The organism is Ruegeria sp. HKCCA4812, from assembly GCF_013034245.1.
Taxonomy (GTDB): Bacteria; Pseudomonadota; Alphaproteobacteria; order Rhodobacterales; family Rhodobacteraceae; genus Ruegeria.
Genome location: NZ_WQFQ01000001.1, coordinates 207,164 through 226,385 on the forward strand (window position 1 = coordinate 207,164; position 19,222 = coordinate 226,385).

Genomic DNA, 19,222 nt, shown 5'->3' on the forward strand with positions numbered 1-19,222 from the left:
CATTGGGCAAGCAGAGCGAGGGCTTGGAATGATAAGCATAGTTGCAGCATGGCGCGCTGTCGCCGCCATGTTCATTCTGAATGGTGCCCTGTTCGGAATCTGGGCGTCGCGCATTCCCGCCATACGTGACCGCTTGGAATTGTCCCATGAGGCGCTTGGATACGGCCTGTTGTTCATGGCTGCGGGGGCTGTCTGCTCTTTCCCGATAACCGGGCGGCTTACGGATCGATTCGGCGCAGTTGCAATCACCCGGATCATTGCGGTTCTGTACACGGGGTCGCTGATCCTGCTTGCCATGGCTGATGGGCTTTGGGGGCTGGCAGTGTTCCTTTTTGTCTTTGGCGCCTTTCACGGGTCGATGGATGTTGCAATGAATGCATGGGCCGCCGAGGTAGAGCAGGCTTATGACAAACCCGTTATGTCCTCGTTCCACGCAATGTGGAGCCTTGGGGCCGGACTTGGCGCGCTCAGCGGGTATGTCGCGGTTCAGATGGGGCTGACGGTTCTTGTGCACTTCCTGTTGGCGGGTGGCGTGGTTGTTGGCCTTGCGCTTGCGTCATCCTGGGTAAGCTGGACCTCGCGCCAATCCCAAGGGCCTCAGAGTACGGTTTTCGCCTTGCCATCCGGGGCGTTGATACTGGTCGGCATAGCCGCCTTGTGCGGAGCATTGGGCGAAGGGGCCGTCGCGGACTGGAGCGCGATATATCTGCGTGACATCACAGGGGCGTCCGAAAGCGTCGCTGCCTTGGGCTATGCGGTGTTTTCAGTGACCATGGTGGCCTTTCGACTTGCAGGCGCGCTTGTCATCACCCGGTTCGGTCCGGTCGTTTCCGCCCGGTTTGGCGGTATTTGCGCGGCGTTTGGGGTTTTCACGGTGGTTTCAACAGCAACGATCCTGCCCGTGCTGGCCGGCTTTGCCTTGATGGGAATAGGGTATGCCGTGATCATGCCGCTGGCATTCAGCCGGGCGGCCAGCGATCCGAATGTGCCACCGGGGCAAGCCATCGCAAGTGTGGCGACATTGGGGTATGGGGGGCTTTTGATCGGTCCGCCGTTGATTGGCTTTTTGGCGGAAGTGTTCGGCCTGCGTCTGGCATTCGCCGTGCTGCTGCCATTGGCCGTTTTGATCGTGCTGTTGGCCGGCGCGATGAAACGCGCCGGCTGAGAATGTTCAACGACCGCGGATCCGCGGATCCAGCGCATCGCGCAGACCGTCACCCAGATAGTTGACGCTCAGGACGGTCAGCGAGATTGCCAGACCAGGCCAGAACACACGCTCGGGGTATTGCTGTAGATAATCGACTCCGTCGAACAGCAGGCGGCCCCAAGTCGGGAAGTCGGGCGGAAAGCCCAGACCCAAGAAGGAAAGCGCGCTTTCGGTAATGATCGCCGTCGCAATCCCCAGCGTCGCCGATACCATGATCGGAGACAACACGTTCGGCAGGATATGCCGCGTGATGATCTGAGTGTTGCTGGTGCCGATGGACCGGGCCGCCAGAACGAATTCACGCTCTTTGATGGCCAGCACGTCACCCCGTACGATCCGCGCCGTAGGCATCCACGAGGTGATGCCGATGGCGCAGACGATCAGGATGAAGATCCCGCGCTCCAGCCCGAACGCGGCGGACAGGGGTTCACGGAACAGCAGCATCATGACCAGCAGCAAGGGCAGCAGGGGCAGGGCCAGAAACAGGTCTGTCAGACGCATAAGCGGACCATCCAGCCGTTTGAAGAACCCGGCCAGAACGCCGATGAACGATCCCAGAAACAGTGCCAGCAGCATCGCGGTGATGCCCACCGATACCGAGGTTTGACCGCCCGACATCATGCGCGCCAGAATATCCCGGCCCAACTGGTCGGTGCCGAAGGGATGCGCCCAGCTTGGCCCCTGATTGCGGGCCCGGATATCGATCTGTGTTGGATCGATGCTCCAGAGATAGGGGCCCAGATAGACGCCCGCCACGATCAGGATGAACAGCACCGCACCCACCATGGCGCCCTTGTGCGTCTTGAACTGATCCCAGACGTCGCGCCATTGGCTGCGCGGCGGTGTCGTGAGTTCCTCCATCACATCAGCGGTTGGCAGCGCGGTGGATGCCGGGGCCAGACCTTCGTCGGGAATCAGCGTATCTGATTTGTCGTGATCAGTCATAGCGAATCCTCGGGTCCAGAATGCCATACAGGACGTCGGCGATCAGGTTGAACAGCACGATCAGCACGGCAAAGATGAAGGTCAGGGTTTGCACCATCGGCAGGTCGTTGGCCTGAATGGCGCCAATCAGCAACTGGCCGATACCGTTCACCTTGAAAACCTGCTCGGTGATGATGGCGCCGCCGAAAATGGCCGGGATACCCAGTGCAATGACCGTGACCACGGGAATCATCGAGTTCCGCAGGACGTGGACCATGACGACCGTGTATTCGCTGAGCCCCTTAGCGCGCGCGGTGCGGACGTAATCCTGGTTGAGATTGTCCAGCATCGAGGCGCGCATGAAACGGCTGAGCTGTGCAGTGATCTGCAACGCCAGCACCATGACCGGCATGATCATCTGCTTCAGCTGCACGACGAAGCTGTCCCAGCTGTTGACGACATGGGTCGTGTCATAGATCGACGGGAACCAGCCCAATTGGACCGAGAAGATCACGATCACCAGAACGCCCGAGAAAAACGGAGGGACCGAGAAGCCGACCATCGACACGAAGGTGCCCATCTGGTCGAACCAGGAATACTGGCGATAGGCCGAATAGATGCCGATGGGCAGGGCGATCAGAATGGCGACAACATAGGCGGTGCCGACAACCCACAGGGTCTGCGGGATACGCTGAACGACGATGTCCATGACGGGCGAGCGGGTCTGCCAGGATATCACGCGCAGGTCGCCTGCGGAAAAATTGGTGCCGAAGATGTGGTCGATCAGAACCTGCGGTTCGATCCAGAAGAATTGCACGATCCATTTCCAGAACCGGATATGCATCGGCTGGCCAAGGCCGAGCGCCTCGCGCATCTTTTCCTTGACTTCGGGGGGAACGGTGAGCGGAACCTGTGCCATCGGATCGCCGGGTGCGAGTTCGAGGAGCAGGAAGATGACGAGGCTGATGAACAGCAGCGTTGGAACGGCCAGCACCAGTCGTCTGATTGTGAAATTAAGCATTAAGAGGCGCCTTTATATGCGTCTTCTTGTTGGGGTGGGATGCAAATGACCGCGCCCCGATAACGATCGGGGCGCGGTTTTGCAAGGTCAGTGCTTAGGAACCGGTTTTGCGGTACCAGTCCGCAATGTTCCACAGCTCGCTGTCCCAAACGTTCAGGACAACGCCACCCAGTGTGTTTGCATGTGCCGACAGGCGACCACGGTGAACCAGCGGGATCATACCACCATTCTGAACCATGATGTCATTCAGCTGCTTGGCGATTTCCGCACGCGCTTCCAGACCCGCGGTTTCGGCCAATTGAGCGTGCAGCTTGTCGAACTCTTCGTTGCAGAAGCGGCTGATGTTTTCGCCCTGCCACTGCGTCTCGGGACGCGGTGCCTTGTCGCACAGACCGTTGCCCAGATAGGACTGCGGGTCGGTGCCGTTGAAGGTGTTGGCGTACATTTCAACGTCGGCATAGAACTTCTGGAACGTGTCGGGCGAGCCCGGGTCACCACCGAAGAAGACCGATGCGTTGATGTTGCGCAGTTCGGTTTCAATGCCGATCTGGCTCCACCACTCCTTGATCAGTGCCTGGAAGTCCTGACGGACAGCGTTGGTCGAGGTCTGATAGACGATCTTCAGCGGAACGCCATCCTTCTCGCGGACGCCGTCGCCATCGGTGTCGACGATACCGGCATCATCCAGCAGTTTCTTGGCGCCTTCGATATCCTGGGTGTCGCAGGTCATCGAGGTCGAGTTGAACGCCGCAGGGGCCGGAACCCAATTGCAGGTCACTTTACCAGCCTGACCATAGCCGATTTCCACCAGCAGCGGACGGTCGATGGCCATCGACATGGCTTTGTAAACGGCCGGGTCCTTCAGGAATGGGTGCGGATGCTTGGCCGTCGAACGCTCGCCTTCCGGCAACTCGGGCGACGGGTTGGTCTGGTTCAGCATGATGCGCTCGACCAGCGGGCCGAAGCCTGCAACCGGCGTACCTTTGCCACCTTCCTGCATCTGTGCGATCACTTCCGGAGCCAGTTGCAGGTTCCAGGCATAGTCAAATTCACCGGTTTCCATGACGGCACGACCTGCAGCCGTCGCGTCACCGCCGCCTTTGAAGGTCACGGTCGCGAAGGCAGGTTTTGCCGGATCACGATAGTTGTCGTTGGCCTTGAAGGTGATCACGTCGTTCGGTTTGAACTCGGTGACGACAAAGGGGCCGGTGCCGATCGGGTTGAAGTTCTGTTCGGTGCATTCCGGGGCTTTGGCGCCCATGCAGTTTTCGAACTGGGCCTTTTGAAGGATCGGGCTTTCACCGCCGACGAACGGGCCATAGGGGAAGGGGGTCGGTGCGTCGAAAGTGACCTTGACGGTCAGGTCATCAACAGCTTCGACCGAGGTGACGCCTTCGAACTTGGTCACCTGCGCGCAGCCACCTTCCGGGTGCATACAGTAATCGGCGGTGAACTTTACGTCAGCAGCGGTGAACGGAGAGCCGTCAGACCATGTGATTCCCGGTGCGATTTTCCATGTGATCGACGTCAGGTCTTCGCTGACACCGCCATTTTCCACGGTTGGGATTTCTGACGCCAGATATGGCACCATGTTGCCGTCCTGGTCGTAGCGGGCAAGTGGCTCGATCACCAGCGAGGCTGATTCCACGTCTTTCGTACCGCCGGACAGGAACGGGTTCAGGATCGACGGAGCCTGCCAATAGATGATGCTGACATTGCCGTCCGAACCGCGCTCGGCAAAGGCCATCGGGGCCATTGCCGTGCTTGCGATCGCACCAAGCAAAAGGGTTTTGATTTTCATAAGTCACTCCCGAATTGGACACGTTCGTGTCTCGATTATCTCCGCAAGGCCTGCGGGTTTGGCGTTGCCGCTTCGGGGTAAGTTTTTGATCAATAAAGATAATAGCGCTAACGACATAAATCGGCGCTGCCTCCCCAAGGCGGTTACGTTGGGTATCGAAACAGAACTTGAGAAAAATGCAAGTGGTGCCGTCGCGAAAATGTGTAATGGGTTTGACTTTTCCCGGTGGCCCGCCGTAGCGTTCGGCATTCACAACAAGAATAACCTCGTCAAGGGAGCGCGCACGTGCTGGATCAGCCTATTGCTCAAATCAAAAAACTGCGGGTGGAGTTTCAGACAAAGGACGGTCCCGTTGTTGGTGTTGAGGACGTCTCGTTCGAGGTCAAACCAGGCGAAACCGTTTGTATCGTTGGCGAATCGGGCTCGGGGAAGTCGGTTTCATCGTTGTCCTTGATGCGTCTGGTCGAGTTCGGTGGCGGCGAAATCGCGGGCGGTGAATTGCTGTTTGATCGTCGTGATGGCGAAGAAATGGACCTGGCGAAGGCCGATCAAGATCTGATGAAGCAGATTCGCGGCAACGAAATCGGGATGATCTTTCAAGAGCCGATGACCGCGCTGAACCCTGTTTTCACCGTGGGCCGCCAGTTGACCGAAGGTTTGCGCATCCACAAGGACATGACGAAAGCGCAGGCCGAGCAACGGGCGCTGGAATTGCTGCGTCAGGTTCGTATCCCAGAGCCCGAGCGCCGTCTGAAACAATACCCTCACGAGTTGTCGGGCGGGATGCGCCAACGTGTTGTCATTGCGATGGCGATGGCCTGTGAGCCGCGCCTGTTGATCGCCGACGAACCCACCACGGCGCTGGATGTGACCATTCAGGCCGAGATCCTGGCCTTGATGGACCGCCTCAAGCGGGAAACCGGAACTGCGGTGATGTTCATCACCCACGACATGGCCGTGGTTGCCCAGATGGCTGACCGCGTTGTTGTGATGTTCCGCGGCAACAAGGTCGAAGAAGGCACGGTCAAGGAAATCTTCGAAAACCCACAGCACGACTATACCAAGGCGTTGCTGGCCGCGGTGCCGAAACTGGGCGAGATGCAGGGTAAATCTGCGCCCGAGCCGATGAAGCTGCTGGGGGTCGAAGGGCAGAATATTGCGCCAATTCCGGGTACGGAAGAGGTTCTGCTGACCGTCAAGAACCTGACGACACGGTTCCCGGTCAAAGGCGGGCTTTTGCGGCGCACGATTTCGAACGTTCATGCGGTCGAGGATGTCTCGTTCACTCTGAACAAAGGGCAAACGCTCAGTCTTGTAGGGGAATCCGGGTGCGGCAAGTCTTCGGCAGGGCGCTCGATCCTGCGGCTGGTTGAGCCGTTGGCGGGCGAGATTGATCTGGACGGTGTCGATATCATGAAGCTTGATCCGTCTGGTTTGCGCAAGGCGCGGCTGGACATGCAGATGATTTTCCAGGATCCGTTCGCCTCGCTGAACCCGCAGATGCAGCTGGTCGACCAAGTGGCCGAGCCGATGCGCAATTATGATGTGGCGTCGGGATCCGAACTTCAGGATCGCGTGGCACAATTGTTCGACAAGGTGCAATTGCCGCGCAGCTTCATGCGTCGCTTCCCGCATGAAATGTCCGGCGGTCAGCGTCAGCGGATTGCAATTGCCCGCGCTTTGGCCCTGAACCCCAAGCTGATCATTGCGGATGAGGCGGTCTCGGCCCTTGACGTGTCGGTTCAGGCGCAGGTTCTGAACCTGATGATGGAATTGCAGTCCGAGCTGGGCCTGTCATACCTGTTCATCAGCCACGACATGGCCGTTGTCGAACGGGTCAGCCACTATGTCGGGGTCATGTATCTGGGGCGCATTGTCGAACTTGGGCCCCGGGCGCGGGTGTTCGAGAACCCGCAGCATCCCTATACACAGGCGCTGATGAAGGCGGTTCCGATCGCGGACCCGAACAAGCGGAAATCGGAAAAGGATCTGAATTTCAAACCGATCCCTTCTCCTATTCACCCCACCAACTACACGCCGGAACCTTCGCAATATCAAGAGGTTGAGGCAGGGCACTTCATTCTGACCACGGACAGCGGGTATTGACCCCAATGGCGAAACGCCTGACCCCGCTTGAGATCATGACTCAGCTGATCTCATTTCCGACCGTAAGCCGTGATACCAATCTGCCGCTGGTGGATTGGGTTCAGGACTACTTGCAGGGCCACGGAATCGAAAGCCACCGCTGGCCAGATCCGGACCAACCGCACAAGGCCGCGATCTTTGCGCATGTTGGTCCATCCGAAGAAGGCGCGGTGGTTCTGTCCGGTCACACGGATGTCGTGCCGGTGGACGGTCAGCCGTGGGACACTGATCCTTTCACGGTGACCGAGAAAGACGGCAAGTACTTCGGTCGCGGCACCTGCGACATGAAGGGGTTTGACGCCCTGGCCATCTGGGCCCTGGTCGAAGCACACCATGCCAATATCAGCCGGCCGCTTCAGCTGGCGCTCAGCTTTGACGAAGAGGTCGGATGCACCGGTGCGCCGCCCATGATTGAAGCAATGCAACAGGTTCTGCCCAAGGGATCGGCAGTGATAGTGGGTGAGCCGTCGATGATGCAGGCGGTGACGGGGCACAAGGGCGGGTTCGGCATTGATACACATATCGTCGGGTTCGAAGTGCACAGCTCGATCATGCATACTGGCGTGAACGCGATCATGGCGGCGGCGCCTTTGATCGATTGGGCAAATCACAGAAATGCCGAAAGCATGGCTGCTAAGCCGAGCGAAATCGCGGCTGTATTTGACCCGCCGTGGACAACCTGTCATGTCGGCATGATTGAAGGCGGGACAGCGCACAACATCACCGCCAAAGACTGCACTTTCATGATGGATTTTCGCACGGTGCCGGACGAAACGCAGGCTGAATGGCGCGATGCCTATATCGAACAGGTCCGCCAGGTCGAAGCTCGGATGCAGGCCGTTCACCCCGATGCGCGCATCGAACTGTCCGAGCATTTCGCGATCCCTGGGCTGGTGCCCGAACAGGACGGAGAAGCCGAAGCTTTGGTGCGCGCCCTGACCGGGGACAACGCCAGCCACGTCGTCAGCTATGGGACCGAGGCGGGGCAGTTTCAGGCGGCCGGGTATTCAGCCGTGATCTGCGGCCCGGGTGATATCGCGCAGGCTCATCAGCCGAACGAGTTCATATCGATCGCGCAGTTCGAAGCTGGGCATGGGTTCATGCAACGTTTGGTTGAAAGGCTGAGCGCGGCGTAACATTCAACGTGGCTTCAGTGGTTCAGGGGAGGGTCTTGAGGTGCCTGTCAAAAACAGACTTGCAGAGATGCATGGCGATATTACCAAGTGGCGCCGCCACCTGCACGCACATCCTGAACTGATGTATGACGTGCATGAAACGGCTGCTTTCGTTGTCGAGCGTCTCAGGGAATTTGGTGTGGATGAAATCACGCCGGGAATTGGCAGGACGGGCGTCGTGGCCGTTATCCGGGGACGGCAGGATACGACCGGGCGCGTGATCGGATTGCGCGCCGACATGGACGCATTGCCGATCGAAGAAGCGACGGGGTTGGACTATGCGTCGACCGTATCGGGCAAGATGCACGCCTGCGGGCATGACGGGCATACCTCGATGCTGCTTGGGGCCGCCCAGTACCTGGCCGAAACGCGAAACTTCGATGGCACTGTGGTTCTGATTTTCCAGCCGGCAGAAGAAGGCGGCGCGGGTGGCTTGGCCATGTGTCAGGACGGCCTGATGGATCGCTGGGGCATTGATGAGGTCTATGGCATGCACAATATGCCGGGGTTGCCGGTGGGCGAATTCGCGATCCGACCCGGCGCCTTGCTGGCCTCATCTGATGAATTCGAGATCACGATCACCGGCAAGGGCGGACACGCGGCTGCACCGCATGACGCGGTAGACACCACGCTGGTAGCCTCGCATATCGTTGTGTCGTTGCAATCCGTCGTGTCGCGCAACGTCGATCCGATCAAACGCGTGGTGCTGACTGTGGGCACGTTCGAAACGGACAGCGTCGCGTCGAACGTGATCGCGCATACCGTCCGCTTGCAGGGGACCGTCCGGACGCTCGACCCCGAATACCGCGCCATTGCGGAAGAGCGCGTGCGCAGGATCGCCGAGGATACGGCCTCGGCCTTCGGCGCAAAGGCGGATGTCGTCTGGACGCCCGGCTATCCTGTGACTGTGAATTCCGAGGCCGAGACGGCATTCGCTGCCGAGGCGGCCGAGGCCGTGGCGGGCAAGGTCAATGACAGCACTGATCCGATCATGCCGTCGGAAGATTTCGCCTACATGCTTGAAGAACGGCCCGGAGCTTACATCTTTATCGGGAACGGGGACACGGCCATGTGCCATCACCCGGAATACAATTTTGACGACAATGCGATTCCCGCCGGTTGCAGTTGGTTTGCCGAGATCGTGGAACGACGATTGCCCGTCGCATAATTTGAGGGAGAGTGACATGCCGATCAAAAACCGCCTCGCAGAGATGCACGAAGAGATCACAGGCTGGCGGCGTGACATTCACCAACATCCGGAAATTCTGTACGACACGCACCGCACCAGCGCGCTGGTGGCGGAAAAGCTGAAGGAATTCGGCTGTGATGAGGTCGTTACAGGCATCGGTCGCACCGGCGTGGTCGGGGTCATTCGGGGAAAGAGCGACACGCAGGGCCGGGTGATTGGCCTGCGCGCCGACATGGATGCGCTGCCGATGCAGGAACAGACCGGGCTGGACTATGCCTCGAAGACATCAGGCGCGATGCATGCCTGCGGACATGACGGGCATACCGCCATGGTTTTGGGGGCGGCAAAATACCTCTCTGAGACGCGCAATTTCGATGGCACTGCAATCGTGATCTTTCAGCCTGCCGAAGAGGGCGGGAATGGCGCCGAGGCCATGTGCAAGGACGGTCTGATGGACCGGTTCGGCATTCAGGAAGTCTATGCGATGCACAACGTACCGGGCCTGCCGACCGGGCAGTTCGCGATCCGTTCGGGCCCTTTGCTGGCAGCAGCGGACGAATTTGACATCCATCTTGAAGGGCGCGGCGGTCACGCTGCAAAACCCCATGAGACGGTCGATACGACGGTGATGCTGTCGCAAATGATCGTGGCATTGCAGACGATCGTGTCGCGCAATGCCGATCCGATCCTGCAAGCCGTGCTGTCGGTGACGTCTGTCGAGACGTCATCGAAAGCGTTCAACGTGATCCCGCAATCGGCGCAGATACGCGGCACGGTCCGAACCCATTCCAACCAGATGCGAGATCTGATCGAACAGCGCCTCAAAGAGGTCGCCGAAGGGATTGCAGCAACATTCGGTGGTTCCGTGAACGTCAATTACTCGCGCGGCGTTCCGGTGACGATCAATGCCGAAACTCAGACGGGATATGCGGCAGAGGCCGCAGTCTCGGTCGGGGGCAGCTGCATCGAGGCGCCGATGGTGATGGGGGGCGAGGATTTCTCGTTCATGCTGGAGGAACGGCCCGGAGCCTTCATCGTTCTGGGCAACGGTGACAGCGCCGGGTTGCACCACCCTGAATACGATTTCAACGACGAGATCATCCCGATCGGATGCTCGTGGTTCGCAGAAATGGTCGAGCGCCGAATGCCGGCGGCTTGAACTGAATTAGGAGAGAATAGACATGCCAGTCAAAAACCGCTTTGCCGAATTGCAGGATGAGATCACTGCCTGGCGACGGGATCTGCACCAAAACCCTGAAATCCTGTTCGAAACGCACCGCACCAGCGCAATGGTGGCCGAGAAGTTGCAGGAGTTTGGTTGCGACGAGGTCGTTACCGGCATCGGGCGTACAGGCGTTGTTGGCGTGATCAAGGGCAAATCGGACAGCAGCGGCAAGGTGATCGGTTTGCGGGCGGATATGGATGCGCTGCCGATCCATGAGGCGACGGGGCTGGACTATGCCTCGAAAACGCCGGGCGCCATGCATGCCTGCGGCCATGATGGCCACACGGCGATGCTGCTTGGTGCGGCGAAGTACCTGTCTGAAACCCGAAATTTCGATGGCACGGTTGTTGTGATCTTCCAGCCTGCCGAAGAGGGCGGCGGTGGTGGTCGTGAAATGTGCGAAGATGGCATGATGGACCGCTGGAATATTCAGGAAGTCTACGGCATGCACAATTGGCCGGGACAACCTGTGGGCAAGTTCGCCATCCGCCCCGGTTCCTTCTTTGCCGCAACCGATCAGTTCGACATCTCTTTCGAAGGGCGCGGCGGTCATGCTGCCAAGCCGCATGAAACAGTAGATACGACGGTACTGGCCGCGCAGGCGGTGTTGGCGCTTCAGACCATTTCGTCGCGCAATGCCGATCCAATCGATCAGGTCGTGGTGTCGGTGACGTCGTTCGAGACCTCGTCGAAGGCGTTCAACGTGATCCCGCAGACTGTTCAGATCAAGGGTACCGTGCGCACCATGAGCAAGGATATGCGGGATCTGGCCGAAAAGCGGATCAATGAGATCTGCAATGGTGTGGCGGCAACGTTCGGAGGCACCGCCGATGTGACCTACATCCGCGGGTATCCGGTGATGGTGAACAGTGAAGAGCAGACAGAGTTTGCCGCAGATGTTGCCCGGTCGGTATCTGGTGATTGCGATGATGCGCCTTTGGTCATGGGCGGCGAGGACTTTGCCTTTATGCTGGAGGAGCGCCCTGGCGCCTATATTCTAGTGGGTAACGGCGATACGGCCATGGTTCACCACCCGGAATACAACTTCAACGATGAGGCGATTCCCGCCGGGTGCAGCTGGTGGGCAGAGATCGTCGAGCAGCGGATGCCGGCGGCCTGATGGGGCGGGTGGGGGCTCTGCCCCCACACCCCCGGGGATTTTTTTGGCCAGATGAAAAGGGATCCCGCGTGCTCACGTCAGGTCGAGCGAACGGCACAGCGTTTCCACGACGGAGTCCAGTGCGTTGCTTTGCATCTTGACGCAGGATTGGGCGGCGCTGCGGGCCCGGGTCAGGGCTTGATCGTCTGAAAGCCAATGGTCGACCGCCGCAGAGAGATCTGTTTTGGTCCGAACCTCGATGGCGCCACCGGTTTTGATCAACGGCGCGAAAGTTTCAGCAAAATTGAAGTATCCGGGGCCGGTTATCACGGCGGCTCCGGCCTGGGCCGGTTCGAAAGGGTTGTGGCCGCCGATGTTTTTCAGGGAGCCGCCCAGGAACACGATGGGAGACAGAGCGTACCATGTGCCGGTCTCGCCCAGTGTATCAGCGACATATACCTGGGTTTCGGTTTTGATCGGGGAAGTTTCTGATCGGAACGCGGCGTTGAGATCGGAGGCGTCCAGTAGTTTTGCGATATCGCCGCGGCGCTCTGGGTGGCGGGGGATCAGCAACAGCAGCAGATCGGGCCAGCGTTCCAGAAGTGATTTATGCGCGGCCAGAACGATTTCCTCTTCACCGGCATGGGTTGAACTGGCGATCCACACAGGTCTGCCAGAAATCTGAGAACCGATGTCTTCGAGCGTGCCGTGGTCTATGGGAAGAGGGTCTGACATGGCCTTGAGATTGGTGCCGGGCCGGACGCGACCGGCAGGGGCACCCATGGCTGCCAGGTTGGCTGCGGTTTTGTCGTTTTGCGTCAGGAACAGGTTGAACTTGTTCAAAACGAACCGCGCTGTTCTGGGGCGTTTTTTCCAACCGGCAACGGACTTGTCCGACAGTCGTGCATTCAGAAGGGCCAGCGGAACGCCGCGTTTGGCGCTTTCGACGATCAAACGCGGCCAAATCTCACTTTCGACGAAAACCCCGCCCTCTGGTTGCCAATGGTTCAGAAAGCGCCGGACCGGGCCTGCCGTGTCAAGCGGCGGGAATTGATGCCGTGTACGGGGCGGCAGGCGTTTTTCGATCAGAGCCGCTGAGGTCGGGGTGCCCGAGGTGATCAGAAACTCGGCCTCGGGCAGGCGGTCTGCCAGCCGTCTGATCAGGCTGAGGACCGAAAGGCTTTCACCGACGCTGGCGGCGTGGAACCAGACCAAACGCCCATTTGGTCTGGGCAGGCTGGCATGGCCAAGGCGTTCTTGTTGCCGCTTGTCAGGTACGTTTGCTGCCCGCAGCTTGTTCCGAACGACCCGCCATATCAGGGGCGCAGCCAGAGACGTGAGGGCGCAGTACACATGGTACAACGCCGTGGGGCGGCCGTCGTGATCCGGCATATCAGCCGCCTGTATGGCTCATGTGACGGCTCATCCGGCCATCGACGGCTTGACGGGAATAGTCGAAATCATGCCCTTTGGGCTTGAGATTGATCGCAGATCGGATCGCGTCCTCAAGTGGCTGTTCGGTATCGGGATGATCGCGCAGGGCGCCGCGCAGGTCGGCCATGTCTTCCTGACCCAGGCACATGTAGAGTTCGCCCGTGCAGGTCAGGCGGACCCTGTTGCAGCTTTCACAGAAATTGTGCGACAGCGGCGTTATGAAGCCGATTTTCTGGCCGGTTTCCTCGAGCCGCACGTAACGGGCCGGGCCACCGCTGCGTTCGGCCAGATCGGTGACCGAATAGTGGTTTTCGTATTCTTTCCGCACGTCCTTGAGCGACCAGTACTGATCCAGGCGGTCTTCGTTTCCGATATCGCCCATGGGCATTACCTCGATCCAGGTCAGATCCATATCCCGCTGGGCGCACCATTCCGTGATTTTGGGAAGTTCGGGCTCGTTGAACCCTTTCAGGGCAACGGCGTTTATCTTGATCCGCAGGCCAGCTTTTTGCGCGGCGTCGATTCCGTTCAAAACCTGTTTCAGGCGACCCCAGCGCGTTACCTTGGCGAACTTGTCATCATCCAGCGTGTCCAGCGAGACATTCACCCGACGCACACCGGCCGCATAAAGGTCTTCGGAAAATCGGTGCAGTTGCGAACCGTTGGTTGTCAGCGTCAACTCCTTCAATGCACCGCTGTCCAGATGACGTGTCATCGAATTGAAGAACGTCATGATGTTGCGACGCACCAAAGGCTCACCACCCGTAATGCGCAGCTTTTCGACCCCCATTCTGACGAAGGTCGAACACATCCGGTCCAGTTCCTCCAATGTCAGCAGGTCTTTCTTGGGCAGAAAGGTCATGTTCTCGGACATGCAATACACGCAGCGGAAGTCGCAGCGATCCGTGACGGAGACGCGGAGATACGTGATGGCGCGGGCAAACGGGTCGATTAGCGGAGCTGTCATGCCACATAGGTAAAGCTGGAACATGGCCGCGACAAGTGCGAACTGCGCTTTGCGCTGGAACAGGTGGGCGCAGGGTTGTAGGTTTCCGGCATGAAGAAAATACTTGTTTTGACATGCGCAATGACGGCCGGATGCGACGCCGTGCAGTCAACGACTGATCGAGTGTTCGGCGGGGGCGACGCGCCCGCCCAGACGGTGCCTGACACGGAAACGGGCACCGCAGTTGCCGAAGAGGTGTTGCAACCCGAACCGGTTTCCGCGCGCCCGAACTGGGTTGGCGCGAAAACCACCATCGCCGGGCTTGGGGATCCGACCACTCCGGGGCGCTGGATGCAGACGCCGCTGGTGGACAGCGAAGTTACGGCGCGTGTCGTCGTGCCACGGACCGGGGCGCAGGCCTATATCACGTTGGTCCCGGTTTCCGGTCCGGACAGCAGCGGCAGCCGCTTGTCACTGGACGCCATGAGGGCCCTGTTGGTGCCCTTCGACGAACTTGTCGAGCTTGAGGTCTATGTGAACTGATTTTTCAGGTATTTGCCTGCTTCGCGGCGGGCAAACGGCTTCATGGCATCACCGTGCTGTTTCAGAAAGGCGATCACGCGTTCTGGGTCATGTTTGGACAGTTCGCGCAGCCACCAGGCGATGGATTTCTGGATGAACCAGTTGCGGTCCGAAACATATCCCGCAGCCCAGCCAAGGATGCGGTCACGGCGGTGCAGATCGTCAGGCTTGGGGTGGTTCTGTTTGGTCCAGGGCAGGGTTGCGACCAAGGCCGCGCGCCGGGTCCACATGTGATCGGCTCGGGTCCACAGTTCGACCTCGTCCAACCGTTCGGGATTTGCTGAAAGCCGTTTTTGCATCGCCATGCACGCGTGGTCCGCAACGGCCCAGGCATCGAAATCCGGCAGCCAGCTTTGAAGCAAATTCCAAACCGCCGCATCCGGTCGGATGCGTGCCTGAGTCAAGAGTTTGGATGCGGCAAGTCGCCCCTCGTGGATGTTGCTTTGCCATAGCCCGTCCGCCAATGCGACCCGCGCCGGTACGTCCAGTTCTTTCCGCCACGCCTTGGTCAGGTCGTTGAGAACCGGGTTCGCGACGCCCAGATAGATGCGATCCGCCTTGTGGTAACTGGCCATCTGGGTCGCCCGCTCGGGGTCACCATGCGCTTTGATCTGATCGAGATATCCACTCAGCATCGGACTCACATCGGTACGCCAGTTGGCTTTCCATCAATCGTATGGCTGTTCCTCTCCACCCAATACGAGCGGATGTCCTCGTCTGATTTTCCATCCACCCATTTCTGCATTGTATCGCGGTCGGATTGGAATTCCATGAAAGGCACGGCATAGCCGCAAGAGGTCTGTACCATGTCGATCGACTGGTCATAGATCTGCCGTGCGCTTCGGTGATTTGGGAATAGGCCGGCAAGGTCGTCCCATCCATCATCCCCGACATGCAGGCAACGTGCCGTGCCATAGGTGCGCAGGATCATCGGACGTGTGGTGAAAGAACACCACATCAGCGTCATCCTGTTGACCTGCAAAAGATGCCCCGCCGTTTCATTGCCACTGCCGGTCAGGTTCATCCAGACGATGCGGTTCGGCCCCAGTACCCGCAGCGAGTCCATTCCCTTGGGGGAAATATTGACACGACCTTCGGCCCCAGCGGTGCCGACGAAGAACATGTGCTGATCTTCGATGAACTTTTGATGCGCTTCCTCAAGCTGTGGGAACTGCTTGGCCATAATTCACTCCACCGTGACCGACTTTGCCAGATTGCGCGGCTGATCCACATCGGTGCCCTTGGCAACCGCCGTGTGATAGGCCAGCAATTGCGCGGGAACCGAATACAGGATCGGTGCAAGACTGGTGTGAACATGCGGCATGCGGATGGTGCTCCAGACGCCGTCGCCGGCCTCGTCAATGCCGTCATCATCAGAGACCAGGATCACCTTGCCCTTGCGCGCCATCACTTCCTGCATGTTCGACACGGTCTTGTCGAACACGGTGTCACGGGGTGCCATGACAACCACGGGCATATGCTTGTCGATCAGGGCGATGGGGCCGTGTTTCAACTCTCCTGACGCATAACCTTCGGCGTGGATATAGCTGATTTCCTTCAGCTTCAGCGCGCCTTCCATTGCCAGCGGATACATCAGGCCACGGCCCAGAAACAGGACGTCGCGCGCCTCGGACAGGCGTTGGGCCGCTTTGCGGATCGCCCGGTTCTGATCGAGTGCGGCGTTCAGCACGGTCGGCAACCCGCGCAGCGCGGCGGCATGATCGGCGATGTCCTCATCCGTCATCGTGCCCCGGTCTGCTGCGGCCTTGAGCGCCAGCATCAGCAGCACACTCAACTGGCAGGTGAAGGCTTTTGTCGACGCCACTCCGATTTCGACACCGGCATGGATCGGCAAGGCGATATCGCTTTCGCGTGCAATCGAGCTTTCGGGCACGTTGACGACCGAAACGATCTTGTCTGCCTTGCCCTCACAATACCGCAACGCGGCCAGCGTGTCGGCGGTTTCGCCCGACTGACTGACGAAAAGCGCCAGTGTTCGATCCGTGATCGGAGGCTCGCGATAGCGGAACTCGCTGGCTATATCGACCTCGACCGGCATCTTGGCCAGTTGCTCGAACCAGTATTTCGCGGTCAGGCAGGCGTAAAACGCGGTGCCGCAGGCCACCATGGTCAGACGGTCCAGCTTGCTGAAATCCAGATCGGCATCGGGCAGTGCCACGCGGTCACCACCCGTGGGCAGGTAGGACCGGATCGCCTCTGCCACAACGATGGGCTGTTCAGCGATTTCCTTGGCCATGAAATGCTTGTGCTCGCCCTTGTCCGCGCGCGTATGATCCAGCTTGATCTTGCGCTTTTCCCGGTTGGCCAACTCACCGGATTCGTTGCGGATTTCAAGCGACGTTCGGGTCAGAACCGCGCGGTCGCCTTCTTCCAGATATGTGATTTGGTTGGTCAGAGGCGCCAGGGCGATGGCGTCAGAGCCCACATACATCTCGCCATCCCCGTGTCCGATGGCCAGTGGTGATCCCTTGCGGGCCGCCACGATCAGGTCGTCTTCTCCGTCGAACAGAAAGGCCAGCGCAAAGGCGCCTTCCAACTGGTCGATCGTCTTGAACGCGGCCTCAACCGGGGACAGGCCCGAGTTCAGGTGGTGTTCCGTCATGAGGGCAACCGTTTCCGTGTCGGTTTCGGTTTGGAAATCAACGCCATGTTCGGCCAGTTCGGCCCTCAGGTCGCGATAGTTTTCGACGATGCCGTTGTGAACGACGGCCACCGGGCCCGCCTTGTGCGGATGTGCATTGTTGACCGACGGGGCGCCATGCGTAGCCCAGCGGGTATGGCCTATGCCGGATTTTCCGGGAAGAGGATCATGCACCAGAAGGTCGCTGAGGTTGACCAGCTTGCCAACCGCGCGCCGCCGGCCCAATGCGCCGTCGTTGACGGTTGCAATCCCGGCGCTGTCATAGCCGCGATATTCCAGCCGTTTCAGGGCTTCTACCAGAATAGGGGCGGCCTCGTGCTGCCCCAAAACACCTACTATTCCACACATATCTCAGGCCTTTTTATCGCGGCGAGCCTTTTTCGCCTTCAACATATCAAACAATTTACGCGCATATCCGGGCTTGTTTTCCTGCTTGGCCCGCGCAACAGCCAGCGCATCAGGGTCCACATCCCTGGTCACGACAGTGCCCGTCGCGGTCATCGCGCCGTCGCCCACTGTGACCGGCGCTACCAGCATGGTGTTCGAGCCGACAAAGACATTCTCACCAATCGTGGTCTTGTGCTTCATCACGCCATCGTAGTTGCAGGTGATCGTGCCTGCGCCGATGTTGGTCGCAGCGCCAACCGAAGCGTCCCCGATATAGCTGAGGTGATTGACCTTCGCGCCTTCGGCGATTTCGGCATTCTTGATCTCGACAAAATTGCCGACCCGCGTGTTTTCGGCCAGTTCGGCACCGGGGCGCAGGCGAGCGTAGGGGCCGACGACAGCGCCCCGGCTGACATGGCAGCCCTCAAGATGAGAAAAGGCGCGGATCGTTGCGCCGCTTTCGACCGTGACGCCCGGTCCGAACACCACATTCGGTTCGATCACCGTATCGCGCCCGATCACCGTATCCGCGGCCAGATACACCGTGTCAGGCGCCATCAAGGTGACGCCCAGGTCAAGCAGCTCGGCACGGGCGCGCGCCTGAAATACGGCATCGGCGGCCGCCAGATCAGCGCGAGAGTTCACGCCCAGCGTCTGCGCCTCGTCGCACGCGACTGCGGTCACGTTCAGCCCCCGGCGGCGCGCAATTTCAACCACGTCGGTCAGATAGTATTCGCCCGAAGCGTTGTCGTTTCCGACCTCGTCGATCAGCGAAAACAGCAGCTGAGCATTGCAGGCCAAAAGTCCTGAATTGCAGAATGTTATGGATCGTTCTTCATCTGACGCATCCTTGAATTCGACAATGCGTTCCAGCACGTCGCCAGTCATGACCAGCCGGCCATAACGGGCAGGATCGGCTGCTTCAAAGCCAAGAATGACAAGGTCATTCCCTGACCGTGCCTCGATCATCCTTTCCAGCGTGTCGGGCTGCAAGAACGGGGTGTCGCCATAAAGAACAACCACATCACCTTCGAACCCGCTCAATGCGCTTCGGGCCTGGGCGACCGCATGGGCCGTACCCAACTGGTCTTCCTGCACGGTGATCTGCGCCCCTTCATCCTCGGCCCGTGCAACCTTTGCCACGGCTTCGGACCCGTGGCCGGTGACGATCACGGTATGTTCGGGCGACAGGACAGATCCGGCGCGCATCGCATGGATCAGCATCGGAACCTGAGCGATGGGATGCAGAACTTTGGGAAGGTCCGAATTCATCCTGGTGCCTTTTCCGGCGGCAAGGATGACGAGGGCAGTGGTCATGAATTCGTTTTCTCTTTGTGTTTTGTTGCCGTCCGTTTTATCCGCTGAGGTCAAAGGCGCAAGCCGTTCGGCCATCAAACAAGATTGCCGATTGAAACAGGATACGGC

At 59.3% G+C, this 19,222-nt stretch carries 16 protein-coding genes; 7 read left to right on the forward strand and 9 right to left on the reverse strand.

The window, feature by feature from the left end; all coding sequences use genetic code 11:
• Window positions 1-28: 28 nt before the first annotated feature.
• Window positions 29-1,165: an MFS transporter gene (locus GOW04_RS01035; RefSeq protein WP_171231284.1), complete on the forward strand. Its 1,137-nt coding sequence runs from the start codon at window positions 29-31 to the stop codon at window positions 1,163-1,165.
• A 6-nt stretch (window positions 1,166-1,171) separates the two neighbouring features.
• On the opposite strand, the gene GOW04_RS01040 is transcribed toward GOW04_RS01035, so the two are convergent.
• The 3 genes from GOW04_RS01040 to GOW04_RS01050 form a co-directional block, all read right to left on the reverse strand.
• The gene (locus GOW04_RS01040; protein ID WP_152458617.1) at window positions 1,172-2,152 is read right to left on the reverse strand and encodes an ABC transporter permease; all 981 of its coding nucleotides are present in this window, start codon (window positions 2,150-2,152) and stop codon (window positions 1,172-1,174) included.
• Complete coding sequence (locus tag GOW04_RS01045; RefSeq protein WP_152458616.1) at window positions 2,145-3,152, reverse strand: ABC transporter permease; 1,008 nt, start codon at window positions 3,150-3,152, stop codon at window positions 2,145-2,147. The genes GOW04_RS01040 and GOW04_RS01045 overlap by 8 nt, the downstream gene beginning before the upstream one ends.
• Window positions 3,153-3,246: 94 nt before the next feature.
• The gene (locus GOW04_RS01050; protein ID WP_152458615.1) at window positions 3,247-4,953 is read right to left on the reverse strand and encodes a peptide ABC transporter substrate-binding protein; all 1,707 of its coding nucleotides are present in this window, start codon (window positions 4,951-4,953) and stop codon (window positions 3,247-3,249) included.
• Between the two features lie 285 nt (window positions 4,954-5,238).
• On the opposite strand from GOW04_RS01050, the gene GOW04_RS01055 reads away from it, so the two are divergent.
• Genes GOW04_RS01055 through GOW04_RS01075 form a run of 5 tightly spaced genes read left to right on the forward strand, consistent with a single transcriptional unit; the run spans window position 5,239 to window position 11,807 of the window.
• Window positions 5,239-7,059: an ABC transporter ATP-binding protein gene (locus GOW04_RS01055; protein WP_171231285.1), complete on the forward strand. Its 1,821-nt coding sequence runs from the start codon at window positions 5,239-5,241 to the stop codon at window positions 7,057-7,059.
• Between the two features lie 5 nt (window positions 7,060-7,064).
• On the forward strand, window positions 7,065-8,234 hold the full coding sequence (gene argE / locus GOW04_RS01060) for an acetylornithine deacetylase (protein WP_171231286.1): 1,170 nt from the start codon (window positions 7,065-7,067) through the stop codon (window positions 8,232-8,234).
• 40 nt (window positions 8,235-8,274) lie between these two features.
• Entirely contained in the window at window positions 8,275-9,441 is a 1,167-nt protein-coding gene (locus tag GOW04_RS01065) for a M20 aminoacylase family protein (protein ID WP_171231287.1), read from the forward strand.
• A 16-nt stretch (window positions 9,442-9,457) separates the two neighbouring features.
• Window positions 9,458-10,621: a M20 aminoacylase family protein gene (locus GOW04_RS01070; protein ID WP_171231288.1), complete on the forward strand. Its 1,164-nt coding sequence runs from the start codon at window positions 9,458-9,460 to the stop codon at window positions 10,619-10,621.
• Window positions 10,622-10,643: 22 nt separating this feature from the next.
• Window positions 10,644-11,807, forward strand: a complete 1,164-nt coding sequence (locus GOW04_RS01075; protein ID WP_171231289.1) for a M20 aminoacylase family protein — start codon at window positions 10,644-10,646, stop codon at window positions 11,805-11,807.
• A 72-nt stretch (window positions 11,808-11,879) separates the two neighbouring features.
• Here GOW04_RS01075 and GOW04_RS01080 read toward each other — a convergent pair whose 3' ends face one another.
• Together GOW04_RS01080 and moaA are read right to left on the reverse strand one after the other, a co-directional pair.
• Window positions 11,880-13,178, reverse strand: coding sequence for a 3-deoxy-D-manno-octulosonic acid transferase (locus GOW04_RS01080; protein WP_171231290.1), 1,299 nt, complete (start codon window positions 13,176-13,178; stop codon window positions 11,880-11,882).
• Between the two features lies 1 nt (window position 13,179).
• The gene (gene moaA, locus GOW04_RS01085) at window positions 13,180-14,187 is read right to left on the reverse strand and encodes a GTP 3',8-cyclase MoaA (protein ID WP_171231291.1); all 1,008 of its coding nucleotides are present in this window, start codon (window positions 14,185-14,187) and stop codon (window positions 13,180-13,182) included.
• A gap of 90 nt (window positions 14,188-14,277) precedes the next feature.
• On the opposite strand from moaA, the gene GOW04_RS01090 reads away from it, so the two are divergent.
• Window positions 14,278-14,709, forward strand: a complete 432-nt coding sequence (locus GOW04_RS01090) for a hypothetical protein (protein WP_171231292.1) — start codon at window positions 14,278-14,280, stop codon at window positions 14,707-14,709.
• Here GOW04_RS01090 and GOW04_RS01095 read toward each other — a convergent pair.
• The 4 genes from GOW04_RS01095 to glmU are packed head-to-tail and all read right to left on the reverse strand — an operon-like array spanning window position 14,697 to window position 19,114.
• On the reverse strand, window positions 14,697-15,383 hold the full coding sequence (locus tag GOW04_RS01095; RefSeq protein ID WP_171231293.1) for a DNA alkylation repair protein: 687 nt from the start codon (window positions 15,381-15,383) through the stop codon (window positions 14,697-14,699). The two genes, GOW04_RS01090 and GOW04_RS01095, sit on opposite strands and share 13 nt — an antisense overlap.
• A 5-nt stretch (window positions 15,384-15,388) precedes the next feature.
• Window positions 15,389-15,931, reverse strand: coding sequence for a pyridoxamine 5'-phosphate oxidase family protein (locus GOW04_RS01100; RefSeq protein ID WP_171231294.1), 543 nt, complete (start codon window positions 15,929-15,931; stop codon window positions 15,389-15,391).
• Between the two features lie 3 nt (window positions 15,932-15,934).
• Window positions 15,935-17,758, reverse strand: coding sequence for a glutamine--fructose-6-phosphate transaminase (isomerizing) (glmS, locus tag GOW04_RS01105; protein ID WP_171231295.1), 1,824 nt, complete (start codon window positions 17,756-17,758; stop codon window positions 15,935-15,937).
• 3 nt (window positions 17,759-17,761) lie between these two features.
• The gene (gene glmU, locus GOW04_RS01110) at window positions 17,762-19,114 is read right to left on the reverse strand and encodes a bifunctional UDP-N-acetylglucosamine diphosphorylase/glucosamine-1-phosphate N-acetyltransferase GlmU (RefSeq protein WP_171231296.1); all 1,353 of its coding nucleotides are present in this window, start codon (window positions 19,112-19,114) and stop codon (window positions 17,762-17,764) included.
• Window positions 19,115-19,222 lie beyond the last annotated feature (108 nt).

Excerpts from the sequence above, each read along its gene's own strand:
- GOW04_RS01035 (WP_171231284.1), top strand. The coding sequence starts at position 29 with ATGATAAGCATAGTTGCAGCATGGCGCGCTGTCGCCGCCATGTTCATT.
- GOW04_RS01040 (WP_152458617.1), bottom strand. The coding sequence starts at position 2,152 with ATGACTGATCACGACAAATCAGATACGCTGATTCCCGACGAAGGTCTG.
- GOW04_RS01045 (WP_152458616.1), bottom strand. The coding sequence starts at position 3,152 with ATGCTTAATTTCACAATCAGACGACTGGTGCTGGCCGTTCCAACGCTG.
- GOW04_RS01050 (WP_152458615.1), bottom strand. The coding sequence starts at position 4,953 with ATGAAAATCAAAACCCTTTTGCTTGGTGCGATCGCAAGCACGGCAATG.
- argE (WP_171231286.1), top strand. The coding sequence starts at position 7,065 with ATGGCGAAACGCCTGACCCCGCTTGAGATCATGACTCAGCTGATCTCA.
- GOW04_RS01070 (WP_171231288.1), top strand. The coding sequence starts at position 9,458 with ATGCCGATCAAAAACCGCCTCGCAGAGATGCACGAAGAGATCACAGGC.
- GOW04_RS01075 (WP_171231289.1), top strand. The coding sequence starts at position 10,644 with ATGCCAGTCAAAAACCGCTTTGCCGAATTGCAGGATGAGATCACTGCC.
- GOW04_RS01080 (WP_171231290.1), bottom strand. The coding sequence starts at position 13,178 with ATGCCGGATCACGACGGCCGCCCCACGGCGTTGTACCATGTGTACTGC.
- moaA (WP_171231291.1), bottom strand. The coding sequence starts at position 14,187 with ATGACAGCTCCGCTAATCGACCCGTTTGCCCGCGCCATCACGTATCTC.
- GOW04_RS01090 (WP_171231292.1), top strand. The coding sequence starts at position 14,278 with ATGAAGAAAATACTTGTTTTGACATGCGCAATGACGGCCGGATGCGAC.
- GOW04_RS01095 (WP_171231293.1), bottom strand. The coding sequence starts at position 15,383 with ATGCTGAGTGGATATCTCGATCAGATCAAAGCGCATGGTGACCCCGAG.
- GOW04_RS01100 (WP_171231294.1), bottom strand. The coding sequence starts at position 15,931 with ATGGCCAAGCAGTTCCCACAGCTTGAGGAAGCGCATCAAAAGTTCATC.
- glmS (WP_171231295.1), bottom strand. The coding sequence starts at position 17,758 with ATGTGTGGAATAGTAGGTGTTTTGGGGCAGCACGAGGCCGCCCCTATT.
- glmU (WP_171231296.1), bottom strand. The coding sequence starts at position 19,114 with ATGACCACTGCCCTCGTCATCCTTGCCGCCGGAAAAGGCACCAGGATG.